Genomic DNA, 25550 nt, shown 5'->3' on the forward strand with positions numbered 1-25550 from the left:
ACGAACATGAATTTATATAAAAAAAGGCATGTGAAATCAAGCAGAGTCACAGGGTGACTCTGCTTGATTTGGCGTGCCCGGCAAAGGTGTCATCTGCAGGAAAGCCTAGCATAGTGAAAAGGGAGCAGCCATCCAGCTCCTATATTACTCTGCAGGAAGATTCGGATAGATCATGACTTTAATGCTAGTATCCTTCCGTGTACGTGCGGTCTCCACCGCTTCCTTGATATCCGTTAGCGAGTACCGGTGCGTGATGATGGACTCGATGTCTACGGAAGAATGCTGCAGGGCCTGGATAGCTGCCGGATAGGTATTCGCATACCTGAATACGCCATAGGCGTTGATCTCGCCGTCGATGAGGCTGGCCATATCCATTGGCACCTCATCTTTAGCTGGAAGCCCGACAAATACAATCCGGCCGCCTCGTTTGACCAGCTTCACCGTGTCTGCCATCGCTCTGGCATTTCCCGAAGATTCCACGACGAGCGTGATGCCGGCACCTCCGGTCAGCTCATCCAGTCTCTCCGCTACCTGATCTGCAGACGGGTCGAATACCGCCTTGAAGCCCATCTCAAGCGCAAGTTCCCGCCTATAAGCTACAGTATCCGTGCCGTAGATTTCGGTTATGCCGAACAATTTTGCCGCCTGTCCGGCCAACAGGCCGATCGGACCGAGTCCCGTGATAAGCAGGCGATCGAACGGCTTGGCTTCACCTCGCAGCATCGCATGGAATCCGACCGACAGCGGCTCGAGCAGCGCGCCTGCCTCAAAGCTCATCGAATCTGGCAGCTTGAACAGGTAGTCGCTCGGCATAACGATATATTCCGCCCAAGCCCCGTTCACGGGTGGAGTCGCTAGAAAGATAACATCGGGACATAGATTGTACCTTCCCGATTTGCAATATTCGCAGCGTCCGCATGTCACGCCAGGCTCCACTGCGACGCGGTCGCCTGGTGCTATATGCGTGACCGCTTTACCGACCTCTACGATCTCGCCCGCCAGCTCGTGGCCAAGCACAATCGGTTCCTTCACGATATAACGTCCAATTTGGCCATGCTCGTAGTAATGAATATCGGAACCGCACACGCCTATGCAGTGAACTTTAACCAATGCTTCGTTATCCCCGGGAATGGGGATAGCCACCTGCTTAACCGCTATAGACAACGGTTTGTCCATAATTGCCGCATTCATCATACCTGACTTCATATGCTTTCGCTCCTTTGGTTTTAAAAATTTCATGATTCCGGATTATGGCTTAAACCATCTGAAACACCGGATTAACCGGTATAAAGTGAACGGGCAGGCTAGGATACGATTCCTGCAGCCGTTCTGCCAAATAACGCATGCCTGGCTCTTCGCTCTCGGCATGTCCCAGTACAAGCAGCGATTTCGGCAAGCCCTGATACGTTGAGTCCCTCGCATATTCGGGCGTTTCCCATTCAGGTCCCTCGCCCGCGATAATTAGGTCGAGCTTCTTCTCACGGAATAGTGGAATGGCGTTGACGCCTCCGCCTCTGTAGCCCACAAGAATTCCGATGCGGCTGCATGTCATGTAAGGGTCGCCAGCGATCCGTACATAAGGTATGGAAAGCTGTGTTTTGATGTATTCCGCAATTTCTATGGCACGCATTTCAGGTAAACGAAGCACCGCCGCCGCAGGCAGCATTTCCTCCACGCAAGATTCCCACTTCAGGTTATGAAGCAAACCGGCCATGATGGTATCGGGCTCCATCCTATGGCAATAATCATGATGACGATAGATAGCGAGGCCGGATTGCTGAAGAAGTTTTTCCTTGTTTTGAAAAATTGGATCTTCGTTCAAAAGCCCGTTCGAGATCCGATGGCTGTAGTAGGCGCCCTCATGGGAGATAAGTAAATTCACGCCCAAGGACAAAGCTTGTTCGATGACCTGCTGCGTTGCCATATGCGTCGTCGCGATCCCAAGTACTTCGGTTCCGGGATTGCCCGGCTCTAAACCATCGACCGTGTTCTCAATCGGATGGACGGAAGAGCGCAGTCGATCGATTACATTTTGAATCGTAATTCTCATGGATCCTATTCCTTTCTACGAGAGTTAATCCGTCCTCCTACACTTCGATGCCTAGAGGCATAATCCTTGTTTTCTTAGCGTCGGTATTAAATAATGGCGGTCAGTTTGTGGTTTTTTATTGTTTAGCGGAGCCCAACATGGAAGCCGAATCTTGGCTGGAATGTGCCGTATTTCAGTTGTGATATTGTTAATATGAAGATTTTATAATAGCGAAAGCCGGTGCATTTTAGTATCTTTAATTATAATTGCTTTCATTAAAGAAAGTTACAGAGATAATGTTAAGTATTAGAGGGGGGTCTTGTGATGAAAATTGGTAAACAAAGAAATGGCGGCACATTATTTACTCATCTGATTTTTTCATTCACATTAATGGCCGTTGTCTTGATCGGTCTTGTGGGCAGCTATCTATATGTTCAGGCTAATCGCTTAATGGTGGATGAGATTGCTAGAGACAGCCGGCAACGAATAGAGACATCGAGTGATTTTGTCGAAAATACGGTGCTCCAAAAATACGAGAACAGTGTCCGCAACCGTGCGATATCCACCTTGTCGTTAGAGAGCCAATCCATGTTGAACTATTTGCTGGATAGCAAGTGGGAAGGTAATGCGGGAGGGATATTAGCTTTTCGCAAGGATCTTGAAATTTTCAAAGTTGCAAATGAAGGCGTTTACAAAATAACTGCGTACTTCGAGAAAGGCAATTATATCACTGATAATAGTCAGTTTTACTCGAAGCTGGACAATTCACCAGATGCCCCTTTCTTGAAAGAATCCCTTCCGTCAGGTTTAAACCGATGGACGTACAGAACGTTATCTGATGGGACAGAAGTGTTGACTTATGCCATTGCCCTTCCATACGGTTCATTGTCGAAAACGTCGGCAGGAGCAATGTATATTGACGTTAACTTAGAATATATCAATCAATTGGTATCGAGCACGATGAGCTCACCTATGGAAAAGTTGTACGCTTTTAATGAAGAGGGAAGCTCTATTATCCATTCGGGCCTAAATGACGAAGAGAGTCTTTCGATTGCGAAGCAGTGGCTGGAATCCGATGGGGGAGATAAGGATATCCATTATAATAAACGCGGCAAATACGTATTGTCTTACATGTATGATCAGACCTCGAATAATAATTGGAAATATGTACTCATTCGGCCGATGAACACATTCGTATCCTCATCGGAGCAGTTGAAAGGACAAATATTTAGCAGCTGCCTTCTCGTATTGTTAATCGGACTGCTATTTTCTTATTTGATTTCCAAACGCGTGTATGTTCCGATGAAGAAGCTTGTATCCAGCGTACGCAGCTTTTATCATCCGGGCTCAGCAAATTTTTCACAAAATGAGTATGCAATTATTGGAAGCACACTTTCTACGTTAGGTCAAAAAATCGAAAATTTAGAATCCAAAGCTAAGGTAAATGAACTAAAAAACCTCGTATTAGGCGCAGGAATCGGCTCGGAGTATTACGATTATTTACCGCTGCAATGCCATTACATGATTAGCTATATCCGTATATTGGAAGGAGATTGCGAAGTCTTCAAAGCTTATTATGAAGAGCATGCTGCTTATAGTTATTATAAATTCGTAAGCTTAAATGCACAGGAAGCGGCGATTATCTACTTCAGTGAGCTGAACATGACGAACGAAGAGTTGGAACAAACACTGCTGATCGAATTGAACCGCATGAAGAGCGTGACGGCCGAACAATTACGCTTTGGCGCTGCCATCGGTTCGCATGTTCAAGCTCCTGAAGAAATTCCTTTCTCGTATCAAAGCGCCTTACATGCGTATCGTTATCGGTTTTTTTATGGTTCGGAAGCTATTGTACGGCATTCGCAAATTCCGCCTAATCATCTAAAGCCGCACATCTTATCCTTTGATGTTTATAAAAATGCGTTGAAAGCGGGTAACGACGTTTCGATGAATCGGTTTATGGACGATTTCCAAAAGACAATGGAGAAAGGCGATATCCAATTGGAAACGGTTGAGCTAGGGCTTCTTCAATTAGTTACGGTGTTGTATCAGTCCGTTATTGAACTTGATCTGCAACAAATTGTTCCGCCTTCGAGCCTGTTCGATGAGTTGAAGAAGGAGACGCTCACAGACACGCTTGAATCGATTCGGGGTTTATCCGCTCAAATTACGGCTCATGTTCAAGAGTCAGGCAATCATGCGCATACGGAAATCATTCATAAATTAAAAACGTTTATCGATGACAATATTCATGAGGATTTATCGCTTCATAAATTGTCAGAGGTCGCTTCGCTTGCGCCATCGTATATCTCTACCTTATTTGGAACAGTCATGAACGAATCATTTACTGAATATGTGACGCGGGTACGGCTTGAAAAGGCTGCTAATTTGCTAAGAGAGGATAAGAAGTTATCCGTCGCAGAAATTTCTGGACTTGTTGGTTACCGTAATCCGCAATATTTTCACAACAAATTCAAAACGCGTTACGGAGTTACGCCCGTTCAGTATCGAAACGTAGGCAATACAAGCGCTTAGCGCTTAATAAATGGGGATGAAGCAATCGCGATGCGATTGCTTTTTCTTTTGTTCATAAAATCATATCCTTCATGCGAAGATCCTTTAGTGATTTTAATGAAATTGCAATAGAAAAAGCGCTTACAATGGCCTAATGTAAGGGGTGTTCAGACCAAGTCTCAACGCAAAATCGCATTTGGAAGGAGAAAACAACTATGAACCCGGCAAGCGCTGCTGGCATTCACAAACAGGGAGAAGGCCTTGAACCTAAAGTCTCGAGGTGGACACTCAATTGGCGGCAATATAAGAAAAATAAGTACTTATTCTTATTGTTAGCTCCCGTGCTTATCTGGTATGCCGTATTTGCTTATGGCCCGATGTACGGCATCCAATTGGCGTTCAAAGATTATTTTATCCGTGATGGAATCTGGGGAAGTCCTTGGGTAGGCCTCAAGCATTTCGAATATTTGTTCACGGCGTCGCCAGACTTTTGGAAAATTATTAAAAACACGATTATTATCAGCTTTTACCATATTATATTCGGTTTTCCCGCACCGATTATATTAGCCCTATTATTTAATGAACTCAGGTTCTCACTCTTTAAGAAGATTGCACAGACGATATCGTATTTGCCTCACTTCTTATCTTGGATCGTTATCGGGGGGATTATGATCACGCTGTTATCCCCGAATTCGGGTGTGGTCAACTATATTATTCAGTGGCTCGGCTTTGATTCGATTTACTTCCTTGGCAGCGAGAAGTATTTCCGATTTACGCTCGTTATGTCAGGAATATGGAAGGAAATAGGCTGGGGAACGATTATCTATTTAGCTGCATTGACGAGTATCGATTCTCAAATGTACGAAGCGGCTGTTCTGGATGGAGCGAATCGTTGGAAGCAAACGCTGTACATTACCATTCCCTCAATTTTGCCGGTTATTGCAATTCTGCTTATCCTTAGGGTGGGCGGCGTGCTGGATGCTGGATTCGACCAAGTTTTAACGCTTTATTCGCCTGCCGTATATGGGGTGGCGGATACGCTCGATACTTATGTGTACCGGATCGGCTTACAGAACTTCCAGTTCAGTTTGACGACGGCCGTTGGATTATTTAAAAATGTGGTCGGTCTTATGCTGGTTCTGTTTGCAAACGTCATTACGAAAAAAATGGGGCAGGAAGGCCTTTATTAAAAATATAAGAAAGGAGTAACTAAAAGTGAAGATATCCACTGGCGAAAAAGTATTTCAAGTTTTTTTAATCGTATTTGTAATCATTCTTAGCATCACGATGATTTACCCCTTTATGCACGTGCTATCCATTTCGTTTAGCACACCTGCGGAAGCATTGCGGCCGGGTATTCATTTCTTTCCGAAAGAAGTTTCTTTCTTTGCTTGGAAGCGCGTGCTGACGACGGAAACGGTTTGGCAAACGATGGGGAATACCGTTTTCCGTACGGTTGTAGGAACGGCACTGACGCTTGTTTTCCTATCGCTGGGCGCCTATCCTTTATCCCGCAAATATTTGCCGCACCGTGGATTTTATACGATGTTCATTGTCGTAACGATGTTTTTTGGCGGCGGGCTTATTCCTACCTATCTGTTGATCAAAGGACTCGGACTTATTAATTCGGTATGGGTGTATGTTATCCCTGGGCTTCTCAGTACGTTCAATCTTCTGCTTCTCCGCAACTTTTTTATGGGCATACCAGAGGAATTGGAGGATTCAGCTAAGATTGACGGCGCCAATGATATGCGGATCCTATTCACGATCATTATTCCGCTTTCGAAGCCGGTACTTGCGACACTTGCGCTATGGACTGCCGTTGGCCACTGGAATGCTTGGTTTGATTCGATGTTATACATGCAGGACCAATCGAAGATTGTTCTTCAGCTCTTCTTAAGACGGCTCGTCATTTCGTCCGAAGGAGATCCGATGCTTCCGGTCCCTACGAACGAACAGGCTCCTGAAATGGTCAAAGCTGCGATCATTATGTTCACCGCTCTGCCTATATTAATGGTCTACCCGTTTCTTCAACGATTCTTCGTCAAAGGGATCATGGTTGGATCACTCAAAGGCTAGTTTTAATTGAACGGTTTAAACAGATCGCTATATCCGCGAGCTGTCTAAATATATAATAGGAATAGAAAAGGGAGGAAGTAAAAGAAAATGAGCCACACAAAAAAGAAATGGTTGGGATTTGCCGCGATAGCCTTATCAGTATCGCTTGTCATGAGCGGGTGCAGCAGCAATAATACGTCGAATAACGGTACCAACGAGCCGAAGTCGACGAACAATGGGGAATCGCCGGCAGCGGAGGCGCCGATCGAAATTACTTGGGCGAATAACTTTAATACGCCTGAGAAGGACGGCAACTATGTTCAAACCGAGCTTGAAAAGAAATTCAATGTTAAAATCAAAAACGTCAAATTGGAGCGCGGTACTTGGAAAGAGCAATTTTCGGTGCTGCTTGCTTCAGGCGATATTCCTGATATTTTCCCGATTGATGCAAACGAAACAGATATGGTGCAATGGGCAGATCAAGGCATCATTGCGGTTATGGACCAAGCTGAAATTGAAACCTATATGCCGAAATTTACGGCAGCATTAAATTCGGTTGATTCCGGCGCATGGGGTGTCGGGCAATACAACGGCAAAAACTGGGGCATTCCAAAAGTTTGGCCAGGCGGCCTTGACGGATTTATCCCGGGCTACAATGAAGCATGGCTGAAAAATATCGGCTATTCCGCACCTCCTAAGACACTCGAAGAGGTTGAAGACGTACTTACGAAATTCGTTAATGACGACCCGGATAAGAATGGGAAGAAGGATACGTATGGCCTGATCGGCCGCGGCAAGCTTACGGAGCAATTATTCACTAGCATTTTCTCGGCGCATGGCGTTTCGCCTTATCAGTTCAAGAAGGACGCATCCGGAAACGTCGTTTATGGCGGCATTTCGGAAGAGACGCGTACAGCATTGACATTACTCAGCAAATGGTACAAAGCGGGTCTTATCGATCCTGAATTCATTACTAGCGATAATAACGAGATTAATATTAAATTTGCCGACCAAAAAATCGGTATGGTTGATAACGGGAAGTGGGGCAATTTTTACAAAGATTCAGGATTTGTCGCAAAACCTGGCCTTGAGAAGGGACAAATATTCCAGCCTGGAACGCCGTTTACGGCATCAGACGGCGTTGCTTATTCTTTCGCGTACGGCGCAAGACAGGCACCTGTATTGTTCGGCGTTCAATTAGAGAAAGATGATAAGAAACGTCAAAAGATTATGGAAATCCTTGAGTATGTAGCAACGGATTCCGAAGGTTTTCTGCTGACGGGCTTCGGTCAATTGGGCGTAAGCTATGATATGGAAGGTGCCCTCGCCATTGCCAAAACGGATGAAGCGGTTGCCGCTCCGAAGATGGGAGCGGGTAACTTCTATAATCCGCTAAGCTCCACGGACGTATCGATGCAGAAACATACGACAAAACAAGAGCTGCTGGATCTGAAGGATAAGCTAACTGTAGGAGTCACGCCTTTACTTGATGTACTGGGTCCGGCAGTACTGACAAGCAAACCAAAATATTGGGGTAATCTGAAAACGCTGCAGGATACGTATGTGATCAAGGCGATAACAGGTGAAGCGAACACGGAGAAAGATTTTGACAGTTTCAAAGAAAGCTGGCTGAAATCCGGAGGCCAGGAAGTAACAGATGAAGTTAGTAAAGTGTTAGCGGAGCGCAAATAGTAGACTTATGCGGTGATTAGAGCAGGGATGATAGGCTGGAGCTTGAACATGCTCCAGCCTATTTATTAATGCCGGAAGCAAGAGACGACCCTTAAATAACGGAGGGAAAAATGAGCGGATTAATCCTATATGAGCAGCCGAATGAGGCAATCGGCAAAGACGATTTTACTGTGAGTGTGCGAAAGCCTGGCGGGCTGTGGCAATCTCTATTTGTTTTTGAAGCGAAGGTGGATATGCATCATGTTCGATCCGCATCTATGGTTTATTTTGATATGGAAGGTACAGTGGAGGTTTCTGTTATTTCCAATAAGCAGCGGATTGAGCAAGCGGTCATTCGCCCATTATCGACCCAAATTCCATTTCAAACCGAAGGGGATGCCATTACTTTCACATTGGATCGACCGTGCAAACTTTCAATTGAAATAAATGGGGAACGCTTTAGCAATTTGCATCTGTTCGCTAATCCGATCGAGACAGCGCCGCCTAAACCAGATGATGCAAACGTACTGCTTGTCCACGCAGGCACACACCGGTTTGTTGATGTTGCAGAAAACGTACAGCGCCTGTCTGAGCCTGCTGACAGAGAGGAAAAGGTGATTTACTTCATGCCGGGAACTCATCATTTTGACAATCCGATGCTGCATATCCCCTCGGGGACTACGGTTTATATTGCCGGAGGCGCTATTTTGTACGCGTCCTTAATCTGCAAGCATGCAGAAAATATCGTGATACGCGGCAGAGGCGTGCTGTATATGTCCGATATGGAGAAAACGACTTATTTAAGAGGCGTCCAAATCCAATTTTCTAAACATATCGAAGTCGAAGGCATCATAACGCTTGATCCTCCGCATTACAGCATTTATCTCGGAGAGTCCGAACATATTCGCATCAACAACTTCAAATCGTTCAGTACTCGCGGCTGGTGCGACGGAATTGATATGATGGCTAGCTCGAACGTGGACATTCGGGATGTTTTTTTGAGGACGTCAGATGATTGCATTGCGATTTACGGCAGCCGCGGTGAGTATTATGGAGATTCACGCAATATAACGATTAAGGATTCTGTCTTTTGGGCCGACGTCGCCCATGCCATGCATGTTGGCATTCATGGTGATCATCAAAATAACGGCGATATCGTAGAGAGCATATTGTTTGAAAATATCGATGTGTTGGAACATCACGAGCCGCAGGAAAATTATTGGGGCGTCATGGCGATATGCGCTGGTGATAACAACACGGTTCGCGATGTGACATTTAATAATATAAGGGTGGAAGATTTTGAACGAGGTCAGCTTTTCGATGTCCGCGTAGTGTGGAATAAAACGTACAATCCGGTGCCAGGCCGATGTATCGAGAATATTGTGTTCAGCAATATCAACTATAACGGCAATAACACCAATCCTTCGCGTATATTGGGCTATGATGAGGAGAGGCGGATAAAAGACATTCATTTTTATAATGTCCGGATTAACGGTGAGGTTATTGTCGACCTGCTGGACGAACGCTTTATAGTGAATGAATTTGTGAGCGGTATTTATTTTGGAAGTGAAAAAGCATCAAAAATGTAACCATTCCCCTCCTGTTTATCATTTGAATCAAACGACAGTGCTCGATGTGAACAATACAACCTCACCATAACAATTCTCCAAAATAATACTTAAGTATCTTTATGGAACAACCGCATTGCAGTTATGCTATTACTAAATTATGTAATTGCATTAAATGAGGTCAGAAAAATTCGATAGAGCTTAAACCTTGGAGGTGACTCATGAAAGCAATTGTATGCACAAGATACGGACCACCTCATGTTCTCCAGCTTAAAGAGGTAGAAAAATCGATTCCCAGAGACAATGAAGTACTCGTAAAAGTTCATGCGACTACCGTAACATCAGGGGACTGTAGAGTTCGAGGTTTTGAAAGTCCTATCTTATACTGGATTCCCATGCGGCTAATCTTAGGTCTCAGAAAACCAAGAAAACCTATACTTGGGGTGGAGCTGGCCGGAGAAATTGAAGCAATAGGCAAAGACGTCAAACGCTTTAAGATAGGAGACCAGATTTTTGCATTAACGGGTATGAAGTTTGGTGCGTATGCCGAGTACACCTGTCTGCCTGAAGACGGATTAGTGGCAATAAAACCGGCCAATATGTCCTTTGAGGAAGCCGCTGCTGTTTCTTTCGGAGGAACTACTGCATTACATTTTCTTAGAAAAGGCAATATCCAGAATGGAAAAAAAGTTCTTATTTATGGCGCTTCTGGAGCAGTAGGCACTTCCGCGGTACAGCTAGCAAAGTACTTTGGGGCAGAGGTTACCGGTGTATGCAGTTCTACGAATTTAGCATTGGTGAAATCACTGGGCGCAGATAAAGTCATTGATTACACGAAAGAGGATTTTACGGAAAGTGGGGAGCTTTACGATATCATATTTGATGCGGTTGGTAAAAGCTCCAAATCAAAATGCAAGAAAGCACTAACCCCAAACGGGGCATTCGTATCCGTTGAGGGGCAGGGGATGGCTAAGGAACGTACGGAAGATTTACTTCTTCTCAAGGAGCTTATCGAGATCGGGAAAATAAAATCGGTCGTTGATAGAAGCTATCCGTTAGAACAAATTCCTGAAGCCCATAGATACGTGGAAAAAGGCCATAAAAAAGGTAATGTAGTCATAACAGTTGGTCATGATAAATAAAACAAGCATCATTCCCCTAGGCATATCCCAAATGAACATGCAGCAGCCCATAAAGGGCTGTTTTCTATTATGTCGGACCTTAGCCTTGAAGGCTTCGGCGCATACTCGGGCAGCTAAAGCCGAAACGCACCGAAAGCCACCATTCCTGCGCTTCCCATGATTACTCCAATCCAAGTATTAATCCCCATGCCCAAAATAATAAGGAGTAGCGCCATACGGCTTATGGATTGCCCATAAAAAATGTCGTAAGCTCGGTTGAAATCATTTTGGTATCGAGCTTCTTGGTATGACCGAGTCCCTTTTTACTCAGCAGCTTTGCTTTGGGGAGTACGCCAGCTAGTGCTTGGGCTCCATGACGCAGCGAAGCCGGGCTTTCCGTGCCTTCCAGCACAAGCGTGGGCATTGTGACTTTACTCCAGATGTTGACAGGCAGCGGCTTTCCGTCCATATATCCATCCAATAAAGCTGCATCGTAGGGGAGTGTTTGAGCAACGGCCATGAGCCTGGACCACACACCCGGCATTATACGCATCAAGCCGACAACGAATGAAGGAGCACCCATACCCTTGGTCATAAAATACTTGATAGCTTCTGCCCGGCGATTAGCGGAAATAAGCTCATTCAAGAATGTGTACATGGGAAGTCTCCTTTGTGTTGTTGTATATGAAGACGACGAACCGCCGACGGTCAAATCGACACATCGGAAAAGATCTTTTTAAAAATGTTCCTACATATCAAATAAGTTTATTTTCCTTAATAAAGGACATGCTGTTAATGGGAGAACGCATGTTCTTTTCTTGCGTTCATATCTCTAAATGAAAACGGAAATGAGATGATGTAATGCTTGAAATCATTGAGGATATTGAAACAAAAATTATTGGGCTGCAATCGCAAATACAAAACAGAAAGTCTTTCGAGAGGTATAATTTCAGTTACGAATCAGATAACCAGTATAAAATCTTTGTATTGACCTTAGAGCTGGAGAAGTGGGAAGCATTGATGAAGCTGTTAGTTACATATCAGAAGAAGAGATGCGTACCGTTCATAAGAAAGAGTAATGATTTTGAAAGAACAATACAGCTTCAAATCAAAGACTATCCTGGAACCATTCGAAAAGAAACCTGTTCATCTATGATTGAATATATGAAGCAATTAGAATGGGAAATTGAGAATAGGAATGGGTTTTTATTAGAGGGTTCGGGGCATTAGGTTTATCCATTGACGGCGGAGAGCAGCGATTATTATAATTGATCCATGATAATGCCAATTTTAACCACTAAATTATATATCCCGCCGCCCCGGCCTAAAGTTATCCAACGACCGCGATTAATCGAGAGATTGAATGAAGGAATGCACGGCAAACTGACGCTAGTCTCTGCCTCCGCAGGCTTTGGCAAAACGACGCTGGTCAGCGATTGGGTTGCCGGCTGCAGGCGGCCGGCCGCATGGCTTTCGCTGGATGAAGGAGATGACGATCCTTCGCGTTTTCTGAGTTACCTCATTGCTGCCATTCGGACGATTAGAGTAAACATTGGAGAAGGCTTGTTTGGTGCGCTTCAATCCCCACAGCCGCCAATCGAATCGATTCTGACGAATTTGATTAATGAAATCACCGCTGATCCAGACCCATTTATTCTCGTCCTTGACGACTACCACATGTTCAATGCCAAACCGGTTGACAATATCCTTATCTTTCTGCTCGAGCACCTGCCTCCACAGATGCACCTGGTCATCGCCACCCGTACGGATCCAGATCTCCCTCTAGCCCGGTTACGCGTCCGGGGTCAATTAACCGAGCTGCGCGTCGAAGATATGCGGTTTAATCCCACAGAAGCAGCCGGATTTCTCACCCAAGTGATGAGCTTAGAACTCTCATCAGAAGAAATCGCTCTGCTTGAAACACGCACGGAAGGCTGGATTGCCGGCTTGCAATTAGCCGCGATTTCATTGCAGGGGCATAAAGATGCAGCCAGCTTCATCAAGTCCTTCACCGGCAGCCACCGTTTCGTACTGGATTACCTGGTTGAAGAAGTGCTGCAGCAGCAATCCGAAAGTATTCAGACTTTTTTGCTGTACACCTCTATATTAGATCGCATGTGCGGTCCCCTTTGTGATGCTGTTTTGTCCTTCAACCACGATGCTTCCGGACAAGAAACGTTGAAATATCTCGAACACGCCAATCTGTTCATCGTCCCGCTCGACAGCGAGCGGCGCTGGTATCGTTATCATCATCTCTTCGCTGATCTACTGCGGCAGCGAATTCACCAGACGTCAATCTTGCATGTAAAAGTGGCTGAATTGCACAGGCTTGCCAGCGTATGGTATGAAGAGAATGGTCTGGAGCTTGAAGCCTTTCACCATGCTGCGGCCGCTAATGATGTGGATCGCGCCGCGCGCTTGATGGAAGGAGGTGGCATGCCCCTGCACTTCCGCGGTGCAGTTACCCCGGTACTAAAATGGTTAGAGGTGCTGCCGGCCTCGGTACTGGATGCGAGACCCTCGTTGTGGGTGATGTATGGCTCAGCGTTATTAATGGTCGGACAAATGAACGGCGTCGAAACGAAGATGCTAGCTGCCGAAGCAGTCCTGCAAGCCGCCGAGCAAGATGATATCACCAGGGACCTTATCGGACATATCGCTTCCGTAAGGGCGGCGTTAGCTGTCAGCCAGCATCAGGTTGAAATCATCATTGCCCAGTCGCACCGCGCACTGAAGTATCTGCATCCAGGAAACCTGCCTGTCCGCACGGCCACAATCTGGACGCTGGGCTATGCCTACCAACTTCAGGGAAACCGCGCAGCAGCGAGTCAGGCCTATACCGAAGCCATCTCGATCAGTGAGGAGATTGGACATATGATCATCACCATATCCGCTACAATCGGCCTAGGCAATCTGCAGGAAGCAGATAATCAGCTCGATCTTGCAGCGCAGACCTACTTGCGCGTCCTTCAACTGGCAGGCGATCCTCCGCTGCCGATTGCCTGCGAAGCGCATCTTGGCCTGGCCCGAATATTCTTTGAATGGAACGATATGGATATGGCCGAGCAGCATGCGGAGCATAGCATCCGACTGGCGCAGCAGATAGAAAACACAGACAGATCCATTGCTTGTGAGGCTTTTCTCGCCCGCCTGAAACTTGCCCAGCGAGATGCGGCCGGTGCGGAGGCTATTCTAGCTAAGGCTTCACAGCTCGTGATCCGGCATAACTTTGCGCATCAGATGCATGAAGTCGCTGCCGCACAAGTACTTACGCTGCTCCGCATGGGCAATCTGACGGCAGCTGCCCATCTGGCTCAAAAGCATGATCTCCCCGTGAGTCAAGCCAGGGTACATCTCGCCCAGGGAGAAGCCGCGACAGCACTGGATGCGCTGGGGCGATTGCTCCGTCAGGCGGAGGAAAGGGGCTGGGAGGATGAGCGGCTCAAGATTATGGTTCTACAAGCAATTGCTCTGCATATGCTGGACGACAAAGACAAGGCTCTGAACAAGCTGAGTGACGCGTTATCGCTGGCAGAGCAGGGCGGCTTCATCCGAATTTTTACCGACGAAGGTACTCCGATGGCCGGGCTGTTATCCGAAGCAATTGCTCGCGGGATAAGGCCGGATTATGCAAGCAAGCTGCAAGCAGTATTTAAAGCAGAGGAGCAGAAGGATGTAGACCATCCGCAGGCTTATTTACCCCTTGCCCTGGTTGAGCAGCCTCTAATCGAACCGCTCAGCCAACGCGAGTTGGAGGTGCTTCGGCTCATTGCCCAGGGACTTTCGAATCTCGAGATTAGTGAGCGGCTTTTCCTCGCCTTAAGTACGGTTAAAGGTCACAATCGGAACATTTTTGACAAACTATTGGTCCAAAGGCGTACCGAAGCCGTTGCTCGCGCCCGCGAGTTGAATCTGTTGTAGCTCCTTTAACCATACTTTAGTATCTACGCGTCAATACTGTATTGCGGCTATATTAAAATGACAAAGCGTAATGCTGATCCTAAAGATATTAATTTTATTAATGGGCTGGATCAATCGGAGGTATGGTAATGAAAGCAATCTTATGCCTGGAATATGGTTCACCTGATGTGCTTCAGTTCAAAGAGGCAGAAAAACCTGCACTTAAGGACAATGAAGTTCGGATAAGAGTTTATGGGGTCCATAAAATCAGCTGCTATGACTTATGAGGAAGCCGCCGCTATCTGTGATGGGGCGACAACCGCGTTGACGTTCCTTCGGGATACAGCGAATGTTCAGCGCGGACAAAAAGTACTCATTAATGGCGCTTCCGGTGCAGTGGGCGCGTATGCGGTGCAGCTTGCCAAGTTCTATGGGGCAGAAGTTACCGGAGTAAGCAGTGCCGTAAATTCAGAATGGGTGAAGACTCTGGGAGCAAGCAAAACAATTAACTATACCGAAGAGGATTTCACCCAAAACGGTGAGCGCTATGACGTGATTTTCGATACGGTAGGCAAACGTTCATTTTCACAGTGTAAAGGTTCGTTAACGCAAAAAGGAGTCTATCTTACAACGGTCCCATCGCTGGCCGTTATGGCTCAAATGGCGTGGACTGCTAAGATCGGCAGCAAAAAAGCAGTGTTTCTGGCGGCGGGATTAAAGCAGAATAAAGAGAATCTAATTTTTAGAGCGGGCAATACGGAAGCCAAGGTCATCGATACAAAATGTAGGGTGGCTGCGACGACGGCACGATGCCCCGCAGCCTCTGGCTTCTTCAGCCCAGCTGCCGCCGCGAAAAATGCGGTAGGAGCCATATACTTTTTCATCATACAGATCAAAGCACCACTCCCACACATTTCCGAGCATGTCATACAACCCCCATGCATTCGGCTCCTTTCTCCCTACCTCATGGATTTTGCCTCCTGAATTTTCATTATACCAAGCAATCCTGTCTATCTCTCCGTACCGATAGCCGGTAGTTCCTGCTTTACATGCATACTGCCATTCGGCTTCTGAAGGAAGGCGATAACCGTCTGCTTCCCAATCGCAAAGGATACTTTCACCATCCATACCTACGGAATAACAAGCTTTCAGTCCAGCCTTTTGTGAAAGTAGATTACAAAAAGAAATGGCATCATTCCAAGAAATATTCACAACCGGCGATTGATCTCCGTCAATAGAAACAGGTGTTTTATTGGTAGTAGCGAAGTATAGATCGTTAGTCACTGGATGCGGGGCGAGAAGGAATGGACTTATTTTGGCCTTCCATTTGCTTTTTGTCCTATCGTCTCTTAATTCTATTTCTCCTCCTGGAATTTTTACCATGGGATAAAGTGGTGCGTTGATGGGAGGTTCCCGCCTTTCATGAGAATATATTGACCGCAATGGTACTTGTGCCGGTTTCTTGCTCCCAATATACCCTCAATGTTTTTACAAGTCCAGATAAATATGGTAATTGTTTGAGCGAGCCTTTACAAAAACTACTTTCCTATTTAACAGATAAACGATACTTTACCTATACCATTAGAGAGGAAGTGACCAATTTGTATTAGCCGGGAGGAAAGTAATGATGAAATTAGTTCTGATGGGAGATTTGCATTATCACGAAATCGATCATTCGATTCCGGGATTGCTGGAGGCACGAACAGCATTCTATCACACCTTGCTGGAACGTTTTCTGGATATCAACGCAGATTTGCATATATCGCTTGGAGATCTTACGAATTTGGGATCGTCTTTGGAGCTTCAGGAGGTGTACGAGATATTAAGGCATAAGGACAGAACGTTTATTCATGTGCTGGGCAATCATGATCTCTATACGCAGACGAGAAGGGAAGTGCTGGAAATTACGGGCCAGCAGCGTTATCACGCCATTGACACCGATACCGCTATGCTGGTCTTCCTGGATACGGCGAAGGAGATGGATTTCGAAGACTGGGGCGGCTGGATCGATGATGAACAGCTGAAATGGCTGGAAAGGTTGATTGATGCTTCGGGTTCGAAGCCGCTGCTTGTATTTGGCCATCATCCCGTATATAACACTACGGCAAGATCAGAGAAGGAGAAAGGCTCGATTCATCCGTGCATCGATATATGGAGCATTTTGAATCGAAAAAATGGGGTTGGCATCTATTTCAACGGTCACACGCATGTAGATTCCATCGTAACGCAGAATAACTGGACATTCGTACAGCTATCTGCCTGTCTGGATCAGCATGGATTCCGAATTCTTGAATTTTTGGAAGAGGAGATTCGGATCTCGGCCATCGATATCGCAGACAAAGACGTTCAAAAACATGCTTCTATGCTGCATCAGCATATGAAGCACTTCAAACCTAATCCTGACGCCAGAGGATTGGACTTGGATCGGGAAATTATGGTTTCCTTATTGAAGACGGAGCAGCCGCAAAAATAGAAGCGAGGTTATAGAGATGAAGAACGCAGGCAATCATGACGCTTTCTTGAAAGGGCTCGCTACGCATAAAATGATCGCTTCGATTAAAGATCCGAGGCATATCGAAATTGCGCTGGCGTGTCGCAGCCAATTAAGCGGTATTTTTCTACTGACAGGGCATATCGGCACTGTGAAAAGCTACGTCGACTTGTTCAAGGAGCATCAGCTGCCGATTTTCCTGCATCTCGAGAAGATAGGCGGACTTAGCACGGACAACTACGGTCTCGAATACTTGGCGAAGGTGATTAAGCCGTCAGGCATTATTTCGACGAAAACCAATGTGATCAAAACGGCGAAAAGATTGGGCTTAATAACCATTCAACGCTTCTTCCTCGTCGATACGGAGGGCTTGGAAAATATAGCTAAAAGTTTATGCCATATCGAGCCGGACATCATCGAGGTCATGCCTGCCCGGATTCCCGACATGATCGGCAAGGTGAAAGCATTTACCTCTCTCCCTATTATTACCGGGGGCTTATTGTACGAGCAAAGCCATGCGGAAGAATGCCTAAAGCACGGGGCAACCGCGATCTCATCTTCGAAGCCCGAGCTTTGGAGCGGCGCGGAGCCTATTCCAAGCAAGAAGAAGGTTAAACAAATCATTTAGTCTATGACAAGAGGACGAATTCATATAATCTTTGCAACTAGATAACATAGATTTAATAAACATCGGTTATTATTCATTATGAAAAGTAAATAGCAATCGGTTGGAGCAATGGAGAAACCTTATCCGCTGTGGACGCTTATGTCCTCGGCAGGATTAAGGTTTCTTTTTTTGATGCTTTTGCCAGAGAGGCCGGCATCAGCCATTACGCTTGCAGCCGATCTATTAAAAAAATGGAAAAGGTGGAGTTGGACAATGGTTAAGAGGTTAACAGCACTTTCGCTTGCAATTTTCATGGCAGTAGTACTCGCGGCATGCGGGTCAAACGGTACGGCAACGAACAGCGGCAACGCTAGCAGCGGAGTTAATGCGGAGACCGCGGATGCCGCAGCGTCCGAAAAGATCGTCATTAAGTATTGGTACGCATTCGGCGACAAAATTGAAGAGGCAAAGCTGCATATGGTCAAAGAGTTTAATGAATCCCAGGATAAAATCGAAGTGATAGCCGAGCATCAAGGCAACTACGATGATCTTCATGCCAAAGTGCAGGCGGCATTCGCAGCGGGGGATGCCCCAGCCGTAACGGACCTCGAAATCGCGTCTACCGGCGTATTCGCTCGCTCCGGCATGCTGGAAGAGCTGACGACTTATGCGGAGAGGGATAAGGATCAGCTTCAGCTTGAAGACTTTAATCCCGGTCTAATGGGCAACGCCTACGTGGACGACAAGCTGTACGGACTTCCGTTTATGCGCAGCACCCCGATTTTGTACAAAAACGTCACGATGCTGAAAGACGCCGGTCTTGATCCGGCTGGTCCTAAAACATGGGATGAGCTTGAACAGTATTCCCGCGTGTTGAAGGAAAAGGGAAAGGTCGGCATGACGGTGGCGGCCGACATTTGGTTCTATGAAGGCCTAGTTGCCCAAAGCGGCGGGCAAATGCTGAGCGAGGACGGCAAATCGGCTGCGTTCAACTCGCCAGAAGGCGTGGCGCCGGTAGAGTTCTGGAAGAAGCTCACCAGTGAAGGGCTTATCAAAATGCCTGTAGGCGATGAAGCGGGAGCGACAGCGGATAAAGATTGGTCGAATCAAGTATCTGCCTTTAAGTTCGGCTCCACTGCCGGCGTAACGGGAAGCCTCGAAATCGCGAAGGGCAACGGTTTTGAATTGGAAACGGCGTTTATGCCCGCTAACGTCAGCTACGGCGTTCCAACCGGCGGTTGTCAGCTCGTGATGACGTCGAAGAGCAGCGATGAAGAGAAGGAAGCGGCTTGGGAATTTATCAAATGGATGACTTCCAAAGAAAATACGATCTACCAGCATAAGCATGTCGGTTACCTGCCGACTCGTATATCCGCTGTGGAGAGCGATGAGCTGAAGAAGCATTTTGAAGAGTATCCGCAGTTCAAGGTAGCCGTGGACCAATTGGAATATGCAAGACCGCGTCCGATGGAGAACGCCTATCCGGAAATCGCAAAAATAGTCAAGGAATCGATTCAAAAGGCTATTATCGATCCAAATACGACTCCGCAGGATGCGCTCAACCAAGCTGCGGAGAAAGCCAACAAGCTGCTTAGCAAATAAGGAAAGCTTCGCGATGCCAACTGTTTCGCGGTGAGAGGGCATCAGGCTTGAAAGCCCTCTTCCGCCCATTATATGAGCTGAGAGGTTACATCCTATGTTCAACGAAAAATGGTTGTCTGATATAAAAATCATTATTTTTGATATGGACGGCACGCTCTATCAGGAAGACAAATTTTTGGAACGCTATATCCGTTATTTGCTTGCGGGAACGGAGCACGAAGGAGAAACAGAGGCTGCCATCAGCGCGGGTAGGGACATTTTGACGGGAAAACATCCCTTTCAATTCGGGCATTTCTATCATAAGCAGGACGATTTGGTGCTCGTTCGGAATGAGGATGGCTTCGTTCAAGGCTATACATGGGAAGGTGCTGCGATCGATGAACGCGCACTCTCGTATGGACCACTGTCCACCCAAGCTCATGATCTGATTCCAATTGGTGATCCATGGGGAATTGCGGCAGTTGTCAGTCACAAATACAAGCTTCCCGAAGGGAAACTGCAATCGGCTTTCAAACGGGTTCGCAGGGAGATGATCCTCGCACCTTATCATTTCGAGGTACACAATGATTTGTTTGAGGCCATGGAGGAGCTTACTGCCACCCATCAAAAAATTCTCATGACGAATACGTATCAGGAATCCGGGATCGAGTTCCTGAATTATATGAAAATCCGTCATTTGTTCGAAGAAGTGCATTGCGGCGCCGAGAAGCCGCTAGGCATGGATGACTGTATCACATCCCTGCTTGCTCAGGGGTATCAGGCGCATGAAATTTTGTCGATTGGCGATAACCCTTGGAATGATCTGCACCCGGTCAAGCGGAAGGGCGGCAGAACCTGCTTTATATCCCCTTACACGAGCAGTGATCAGGAAATCTGGGATTTGCGGCTAACGACGCTCGATGAACTGGCGCAGCTCATGCGTGCGATTCAGCAATCCATTACAAGGAGGTCAATATCGAATGGCGAAGATCGAGCTGAAGCATATCAGCAAGACATTCAAAGATGAAACCGTGATTGAGGATTTGAATTTAACGATCAAAGACGGCTCATTTACCGTTCTCGTTGGACCGTCAGGCTGCGGCAAATCAACGACACTGCGCATGGTAGCCGGTCTGGAGAAGCAGTCTGGCGGAGAAATATGGATTGACGACAAATGTGTAAACGATACACCGCCAGGACTGCGGGACGTAGCGATGGTTTTTCAAAATTATGCCTTGTATCCGACGATGACCGTGCGCGGCAATATTGAATTCGGCCTCAAGAATAGAGGTGTTGCGAGAAGCGAGCGCGAGAAGCTGATACAGGACATTTCGGAAATTGTCGGGTTAACGCCGCATCTGAACAAGAAGCCGCAGCACTTGTCCGGCGGACAGCGTCAGAGGGTTGCCCTCGCCCGGGCGATGGTGAAAAAACCGAAGGTGTTCATTCTCGATGAACCTCTGTCCAATCTGGATGCCAAGCTGCGCAACCAGATGAGAACGGAACTAATCCAGCTTCATAAACGGCTTGGAACCACTTTTGTCTATGTCACGCATGATCAAGTGGAAGCCATGTCGATGGGTGATGAGATTGTCGTGATGAACAAGGGAGTCATTCAGCAGGCCGACTCCCCGATGAAGCTCTATCATGATCCAGCCAATCGATTTACCGCGGAGTTCATCGGCACCCCAGCCATGAACATGATGAAAAGACCGGATGTACATGGACTTGATATTCTGACGAACGCCAGCATCGATTATGTAGGGTTCCGTCCGGAGCAGGCGCTCCTCGGCGAGAACGCGGGTATCGAGGGTTATGTCATAGAAGGCGAAATAGTAACCCGCGAGAGTCTGGGCGCCGAGCATATTTACCAGATTCAAGCGCAGGCCGGCATCTTTTTTGTCAAAACGTTCCTTGCTCCCATTGAAACTGCCGAGCATGTGAAGGTTACGGTTCCGTATGAACATCTCTATTATTTTGGGCCGAGTGGGGAACGGCTTCGCGGCATTCAGCACGAGAAGCCTGATTGCTGCTGGAGGGATCTGATATGACCGTATGGGGAAAGCTGCGTCCTTACGGAATGGTTGCGCCGGCTATTATCATTTTTTCGTTATTTTTTATATATCCGATCTTTTACATGATCTATTTAAGTCTATTCGACTGGAATTTTGTCAGCCCGACCAAGACGTTTGTAGGCTTCCAGAACTTTAAGGATCTGCTTGCGGAGCCGGATTTCCGGCAGGTGCTCACCAACACGACAATCTATACGGTATTGACCGTGACGCTGACAACTGGCTTTGCCTTGCTGCTCGCGCTGTGGCTGAACGGAAAGAGCTTCTTCCACGGATTCGTGCAGGGAGCCATTTTTAGCCCGCATATTATTTCGCTTGTGTCCATCTCGCTGCTGTGGAGCTGGTTAATGGATCCCGAATACGGTCTGCTGAACTGGGTGATCGGCCTCTTTGGCTTTGGCAAGCTGGACTGGTTGTCCCATCCGAGCACGTCATTGATCTCGCTCGTCATGGTGGCCGTATGGAAAGGGCTCGGATACAACGCCCTAGTGTTTATCGCTGGCTTGCAGAGCATTCCCGCCGATATTTACGAAGCTGCGTCCTTGGACCGTTCAAAACCTTGGACGACCTTCACGAAGCTGATTCTGCCGATGCTGTCGCCGACGATCTTTTTTCTCGTGATCATCAACATGATCGGATCGTTTCAAGTTTTCGAGACCATCGCGATCATGACGCAAGGAGGCCCGGTCAACTCGACCAACACGCTGGTGTATTACATCTATGAATACGGCTTCCGGTTCTTCAAGATTGGCTATGCTTCCGCTGCCGGCGTCATTCTGCTGGTCATCGTTGGGATATTAACATTGATTTATTTCAAGCTGCTGTCGAATCGCGTTCATTATCGTTAGAGAGGAGTGGAGGTCTTGAAAGCCGTAAACCGTTTAATCGGCAGCAAGCCTGCGTTGGTTGCTGCCGAAGACAAGTTGACTTTCATACGCAGTAAACGAGTGACTTTGTCAAAAGCATTACGGGCCGCGCTGCGTGTATTTAATGTCATAGGGCTGCTGGCGTTAGTGCTGATCTTCGCCTTGCCTTTTGTTTGGATGCTCTCCACCTCGCTGAAGACGCTGCCGGAGACGATGATTTTTCCGCCTGAATGGATCCCGAATAACCTTGTTTGGCAAAATTACGCCGATGCCTGGAACACGGGGCCTTTCCTAAGTTATTTCGTGAACAGCGTTATTATTGCCGTTGGCATACTCATTTTGCAGATGCTGACGATTATTCCGGCTTCTTATGCTTTTGCAAGGTATAAATTCAAAGGCTCGAGCTTTCTATTTGGCATCGTCATGGTAACGTTGATGATTCCAGCGCAGTTAATTTTTCTTCCTGTTTACTTGGAGCTCAGCGCCTTCAAGCTGCTTAATACACATCTCGGTTTAATTCTTCCATTTGCTTCGAGCGCGTTTGGCATCTTCCTGCTGCGGCAGGCATTCATGCAAATTTCGGATGAATTGCTTGAAGCGGCAAGACTGGATCAAGCAGCCGAGTGGAAAATCATTGTGCAAATTATGGTGCCGATGGTAAAACCGGTGCTCATTACTTTTGCTTTATTCAGCTTCATTGCCCATTGGAACGACTACTTCTGGCCACTCGTCATGACAACGAACGAAACGGCGAGAACGCTGCCTCTAGGGATCGCAAAGATTAGGGAAGTAGAGGGCGTGACGACATGGAACATTTTGATGGCCGGCAACATGATACTGGTCGCTCCGATTCTGGTCGTGTTTTTCCTATCCCAGCGTCAGATCATTAAGGCATTTGTTTATAACGGCGTTAAATAAAAGATCGGAAGGACTGAGTTGATATGATAACAATTGTTGCTCACCGCGGATGGTCGGGAGAAGCGCCCGAGAATACGATCGCAGCTTTCAAGCTGGCTATGACGGACCCTGATATCCCTATCATTGAGCTCGACGTGCATTTGTCAAAGGACGGAATCCCCGTCGTTATTCATGATCATGTGCTGGATCGGACGACGAGCGGCACCGGTCCCGTCAAAGCGTTTACCTTAGAAGAACTACGTCAATTGGATGCGGGCAGCTGGTTTGCTCCATCGTTCGAAGGAGAGCGGATTCCGACGCTGGAGGAGGTGCTTCTGCTTACAAAAGGGAGCTGCAAGCTTCATGTGGAGCTGAAGTCGATGGGCGATGAATATGAAGGCATCGAGGAGAAAGTGATTGCGATCATTCAGCGCCATAACATGCAGGAGGAGGTTTTTCTCTCTTCCTTCGATCATGATTCCATGAAGCGGGCGAACGAGATCGATCCTACGATCCGGACGGGACTTATTTTCTTAGGCAAGCCAACGCTTCTGATCGAACAGCTTCGGTATACGGGCGCTGCGAGCGTGTCCATACATTATGCATTCATAACGCCCCTTTTCGTGGAAGAGATGATTCAGAATGGCATCGATCTAGGCGTGTGGACGGTCGACGACCCGGACATTCTTACCCGAATCATCGAACAGTACCCTGATATGCGCATTACGACCAATCATCCGGACCGCGTGCTTCGAATTGTCAGAGGAGATCGCGTCACTTCCTAAGTCGGCTGGTTCATGGTTAAGGTAAAAGGAGGCGGAGCAATGGCCAGTCGAAGAGCATCTGTGGTTTGGCGTAAGATCGGATTGGTATTGTTCATGCTATGCAGTGCGGCGTTGACGATGTCTGCCGCTGGTTTCCAATCAGCAGAGGGGACGCTCATCATCGCGCATCGCGGGGCTTCCGGTTACGCTCCCGAGAATACGATGGCCGCTTTCGAGCTGGCCGAGCGGCTAGGCGCCGATTTCATTGAATTCGATGTACAGATGAGCAAGGACGGAGAGCTTGTCGTCATCCACGATGTTACGGTGGATAGAACGACGGCTTTCATAGGCAATGTAAACCACTATACGCTCAGCGAGCTGCAAGGCATGGATGCAGGGAGCTATTCCCATGCGAATTATGCGGATGAAACCATATTATCGTTTCAAGAAGTGATGAGCCGATTCGCTGGGAAAATTGGTATGTTGATTGAGATTAAAAATCCGACGCTCTATCCTGGCATTGAAGAAAAAGCGGCGGATGTCGTACGACGGTACGGACCTCGGCTAAAAGTTGCCGGATTAAGGGATACGGATCGTTTACAGCGTATGGTGGAAAGTAAAAACAGCTCAGCTATCATTATGCAATCCTTCGACCGCGTATCGCTTCGTCGAATCCATTCTCTGCTGCCCGAAATTCCCGTTGCTGTACTGGTTCACAAGGATCAACATCCATTGTCTGGCGATACGTTGGATGAACTCGCTTCATACGCGTCATACATTAACTACAGCCATGATCTGCTTGATGGGGAGCTCGTACGTGAAATCCATAAACGCAGCCGCAAGGTGATGGCATGGACCGTACGAAACGAACGGGATATGGAGCGGATGAAGAAGCTGGGCGTGGACGGAATTATTACAGATTTTCCGGGATAATACAACAATGAAACCCCTAGCATGCAGCGGATAAACTCTGGTTAGCCACTGCATGTTATGGGTTATTTGCTGCTCTATTATTTAAAATCAGTAGCGTTGCATTAAACCTAACATAGGTTTCAAGTGATTTATTTTGTGCTAAATTGTGCTAAAAATGTAAATTTTACGGCGTACATGGCAGAAAAAAATCTCCTAAAATTAGAGGTACAGGTAGTCCCTGTCCAAATCCCTAATTAGGAGATCACGCATGGACAAGGATACACTACTTTCGTCATTTGGTAAATGGGTTGCGCCAATAAATTCAAACATTATTCAAGATTGGCAGAATTTCAGCACACTCGACCGCTACACGAAAAAAATGAGCACGATGGTGTTTTTGCTCCTGTTCGTGGAAGCCCAGCTCCAGAAACGCAAGGGGCTACGATCGATTATGAGAGAGATTCAGGCCGACGAGGAATTTCAGCAAGCGATAGGCATC

At 47.0% G+C, this 25550-nt stretch carries 22 protein-coding genes and 1 pseudogene; 19 read left to right on the top strand and 4 right to left on the bottom strand.

Features of this window, described 5'->3' with window-relative positions:
* Positions 1–144: 144 nt before the first annotated feature.
* A complete protein-coding gene (locus tag RCO25_RS14350; protein ID WP_308996831.1) occupies positions 145–1206 on the bottom strand; it encodes an NAD(P)-dependent alcohol dehydrogenase in 1062 nt (353 codons plus the stop codon).
* 49 nt (positions 1207–1255) lie between these two features.
* Complete coding sequence (locus RCO25_RS14355) at positions 1256–2050, bottom strand: Nif3-like dinuclear metal center hexameric protein (RefSeq protein ID WP_308996832.1); 795 nt, start codon at positions 2048–2050, stop codon at positions 1256–1258.
* Positions 2051–2353: 303 nt separating this feature from the next.
* Here RCO25_RS14355 and RCO25_RS14360 point away from each other — a divergent pair, with 303 nt between their 5' ends.
* The 6 genes from RCO25_RS14360 (at position 2354) to RCO25_RS14385 (ending at position 10982) form a co-directional block, all read left to right on the top strand.
* On the top strand, positions 2354–4564 hold the full coding sequence (locus tag RCO25_RS14360; protein WP_308996833.1) for an AraC family transcriptional regulator: 2211 nt from the start codon (positions 2354–2356) through the stop codon (positions 4562–4564).
* 194 nt (positions 4565–4758) lie between these two features.
* On the top strand, positions 4759–5733 hold the full coding sequence (locus tag RCO25_RS14365) for an ABC transporter permease (protein WP_308996834.1): 975 nt from the start codon (positions 4759–4761) through the stop codon (positions 5731–5733).
* Positions 5734–5758: 25 nt separating this feature from the next.
* A complete protein-coding gene (locus RCO25_RS14370) occupies positions 5759–6622 on the top strand; it encodes a carbohydrate ABC transporter permease (RefSeq protein WP_308996835.1) in 864 nt (287 codons plus the stop codon).
* A gap of 87 nt (positions 6623–6709) precedes the next feature.
* Entirely contained in the window at positions 6710–8293 is a 1584-nt protein-coding gene (locus RCO25_RS14375) for an extracellular solute-binding protein (protein ID WP_308996836.1), read from the top strand.
* A gap of 110 nt (positions 8294–8403) precedes the next feature.
* Positions 8404–9861 (top strand): glycosyl hydrolase family 28 protein, encoded by a 1458-nt coding sequence (locus RCO25_RS14380; RefSeq protein ID WP_308996837.1) that lies wholly within the window; start codon positions 8404–8406, stop codon positions 9859–9861.
* Positions 9862–10061: 200 nt separating this feature from the next.
* Positions 10062–10982, top strand: coding sequence for an NAD(P)-dependent alcohol dehydrogenase (locus tag RCO25_RS14385; protein ID WP_308996838.1), 921 nt, complete (start codon positions 10062–10064; stop codon positions 10980–10982).
* A gap of 220 nt (positions 10983–11202) precedes the next feature.
* Here the strand turns inward: RCO25_RS14385 and RCO25_RS14390 are convergent, their stop codons facing one another.
* Positions 11203–11619 (bottom strand): alpha/beta hydrolase family protein, encoded by a 417-nt coding sequence (locus RCO25_RS14390; protein ID WP_308996839.1) that lies wholly within the window; start codon positions 11617–11619, stop codon positions 11203–11205.
* Between the two features lie 203 nt (positions 11620–11822).
* Between RCO25_RS14390 and RCO25_RS14395 the strand changes: the two genes are divergently transcribed.
* The 3 genes and pseudogenes from RCO25_RS14395 to RCO25_RS14405 form a co-directional block, all read left to right on the top strand.
* On the top strand, positions 11823–12191 hold the full coding sequence (locus RCO25_RS14395) for a hypothetical protein (RefSeq protein WP_308996840.1): 369 nt from the start codon (positions 11823–11825) through the stop codon (positions 12189–12191).
* 141 nt (positions 12192–12332) lie between these two features.
* Positions 12333–14882, top strand: a complete 2550-nt coding sequence (locus RCO25_RS14400; RefSeq protein ID WP_483874710.1) for a winged helix-turn-helix domain-containing protein — start codon at positions 12333–12335, stop codon at positions 14880–14882.
* A 255-nt stretch (positions 14883–15137) separates the two neighbouring features.
* Positions 15138–15509, top strand: a pseudogene (locus RCO25_RS14405) (NAD(P)-dependent alcohol dehydrogenase); the annotation flags it as partial.
* Positions 15510–15596: 87 nt separating this feature from the next.
* Here the strand turns inward: RCO25_RS14405 and RCO25_RS14410 are convergent.
* Positions 15597–16244: a formylglycine-generating enzyme family protein gene (locus RCO25_RS14410; RefSeq protein ID WP_308996842.1), complete on the bottom strand. Its 648-nt coding sequence runs from the start codon at positions 16242–16244 to the stop codon at positions 15597–15599.
* A gap of 241 nt (positions 16245–16485) precedes the next feature.
* Here RCO25_RS14410 and RCO25_RS14415 point away from each other — a divergent pair, with 241 nt between their 5' ends.
* The 10 genes from RCO25_RS14415 to RCO25_RS14460 all read left to right on the top strand — a co-directional run.
* On the top strand, positions 16486–17334 hold the full coding sequence (locus RCO25_RS14415) for a metallophosphoesterase family protein (RefSeq protein WP_308996843.1): 849 nt from the start codon (positions 16486–16488) through the stop codon (positions 17332–17334).
* A 16-nt stretch (positions 17335–17350) separates the two neighbouring features.
* The gene (locus RCO25_RS14420) at positions 17351–17980 is read left to right on the top strand and encodes a glycerol-3-phosphate responsive antiterminator (RefSeq protein WP_308996844.1); all 630 of its coding nucleotides are present in this window, start codon (positions 17351–17353) and stop codon (positions 17978–17980) included.
* Positions 17981–18232: 252 nt separating this feature from the next.
* Entirely contained in the window at positions 18233–19561 is a 1329-nt protein-coding gene (locus tag RCO25_RS14425) for an ABC transporter substrate-binding protein (RefSeq protein WP_308996845.1), read from the top strand.
* 94 nt (positions 19562–19655) lie between these two features.
* The gene (locus tag RCO25_RS14430) at positions 19656–20567 is read left to right on the top strand and encodes an HAD family hydrolase (RefSeq protein ID WP_308996846.1); all 912 of its coding nucleotides are present in this window, start codon (positions 19656–19658) and stop codon (positions 20565–20567) included.
* Positions 20521–21591, top strand: a complete 1071-nt coding sequence (locus RCO25_RS14435; protein WP_308996847.1) for an ABC transporter ATP-binding protein — start codon at positions 20521–20523, stop codon at positions 21589–21591. The genes RCO25_RS14430 and RCO25_RS14435 overlap by 47 nt, the downstream gene beginning before the upstream one ends.
* Positions 21588–22460, top strand: a complete 873-nt coding sequence (locus tag RCO25_RS14440) for a carbohydrate ABC transporter permease (RefSeq protein WP_308996848.1) — start codon at positions 21588–21590, stop codon at positions 22458–22460. The genes RCO25_RS14435 and RCO25_RS14440 overlap by 4 nt, the downstream gene beginning before the upstream one ends.
* Before the next feature lie 105 nt (positions 22461–22565).
* The gene (locus RCO25_RS14445) at positions 22566–23396 is read left to right on the top strand and encodes a carbohydrate ABC transporter permease (RefSeq protein ID WP_308996856.1); all 831 of its coding nucleotides are present in this window, start codon (positions 22566–22568) and stop codon (positions 23394–23396) included.
* 23 nt (positions 23397–23419) lie between these two features.
* The gene (locus RCO25_RS14450) at positions 23420–24160 is read left to right on the top strand and encodes a glycerophosphodiester phosphodiesterase (protein WP_308996849.1); all 741 of its coding nucleotides are present in this window, start codon (positions 23420–23422) and stop codon (positions 24158–24160) included.
* 39 nt (positions 24161–24199) lie between these two features.
* Positions 24200–25072, top strand: a complete 873-nt coding sequence (locus RCO25_RS14455) for a glycerophosphodiester phosphodiesterase (protein WP_308996850.1) — start codon at positions 24200–24202, stop codon at positions 25070–25072.
* Positions 25073–25319: 247 nt separating this feature from the next.
* Positions 25320–25550: DUF4372 domain-containing protein (locus tag RCO25_RS14460; protein ID WP_308996851.1), on the top strand; the 231-nt coding region annotated here is incomplete at its 3' end.

It is taken from the genome of Paenibacillus sp. LHD-38 (genome assembly GCF_031157315.1).
Taxonomy (GTDB): Bacteria; Bacillota; Bacilli; order Paenibacillales; family Paenibacillaceae; genus Pristimantibacillus.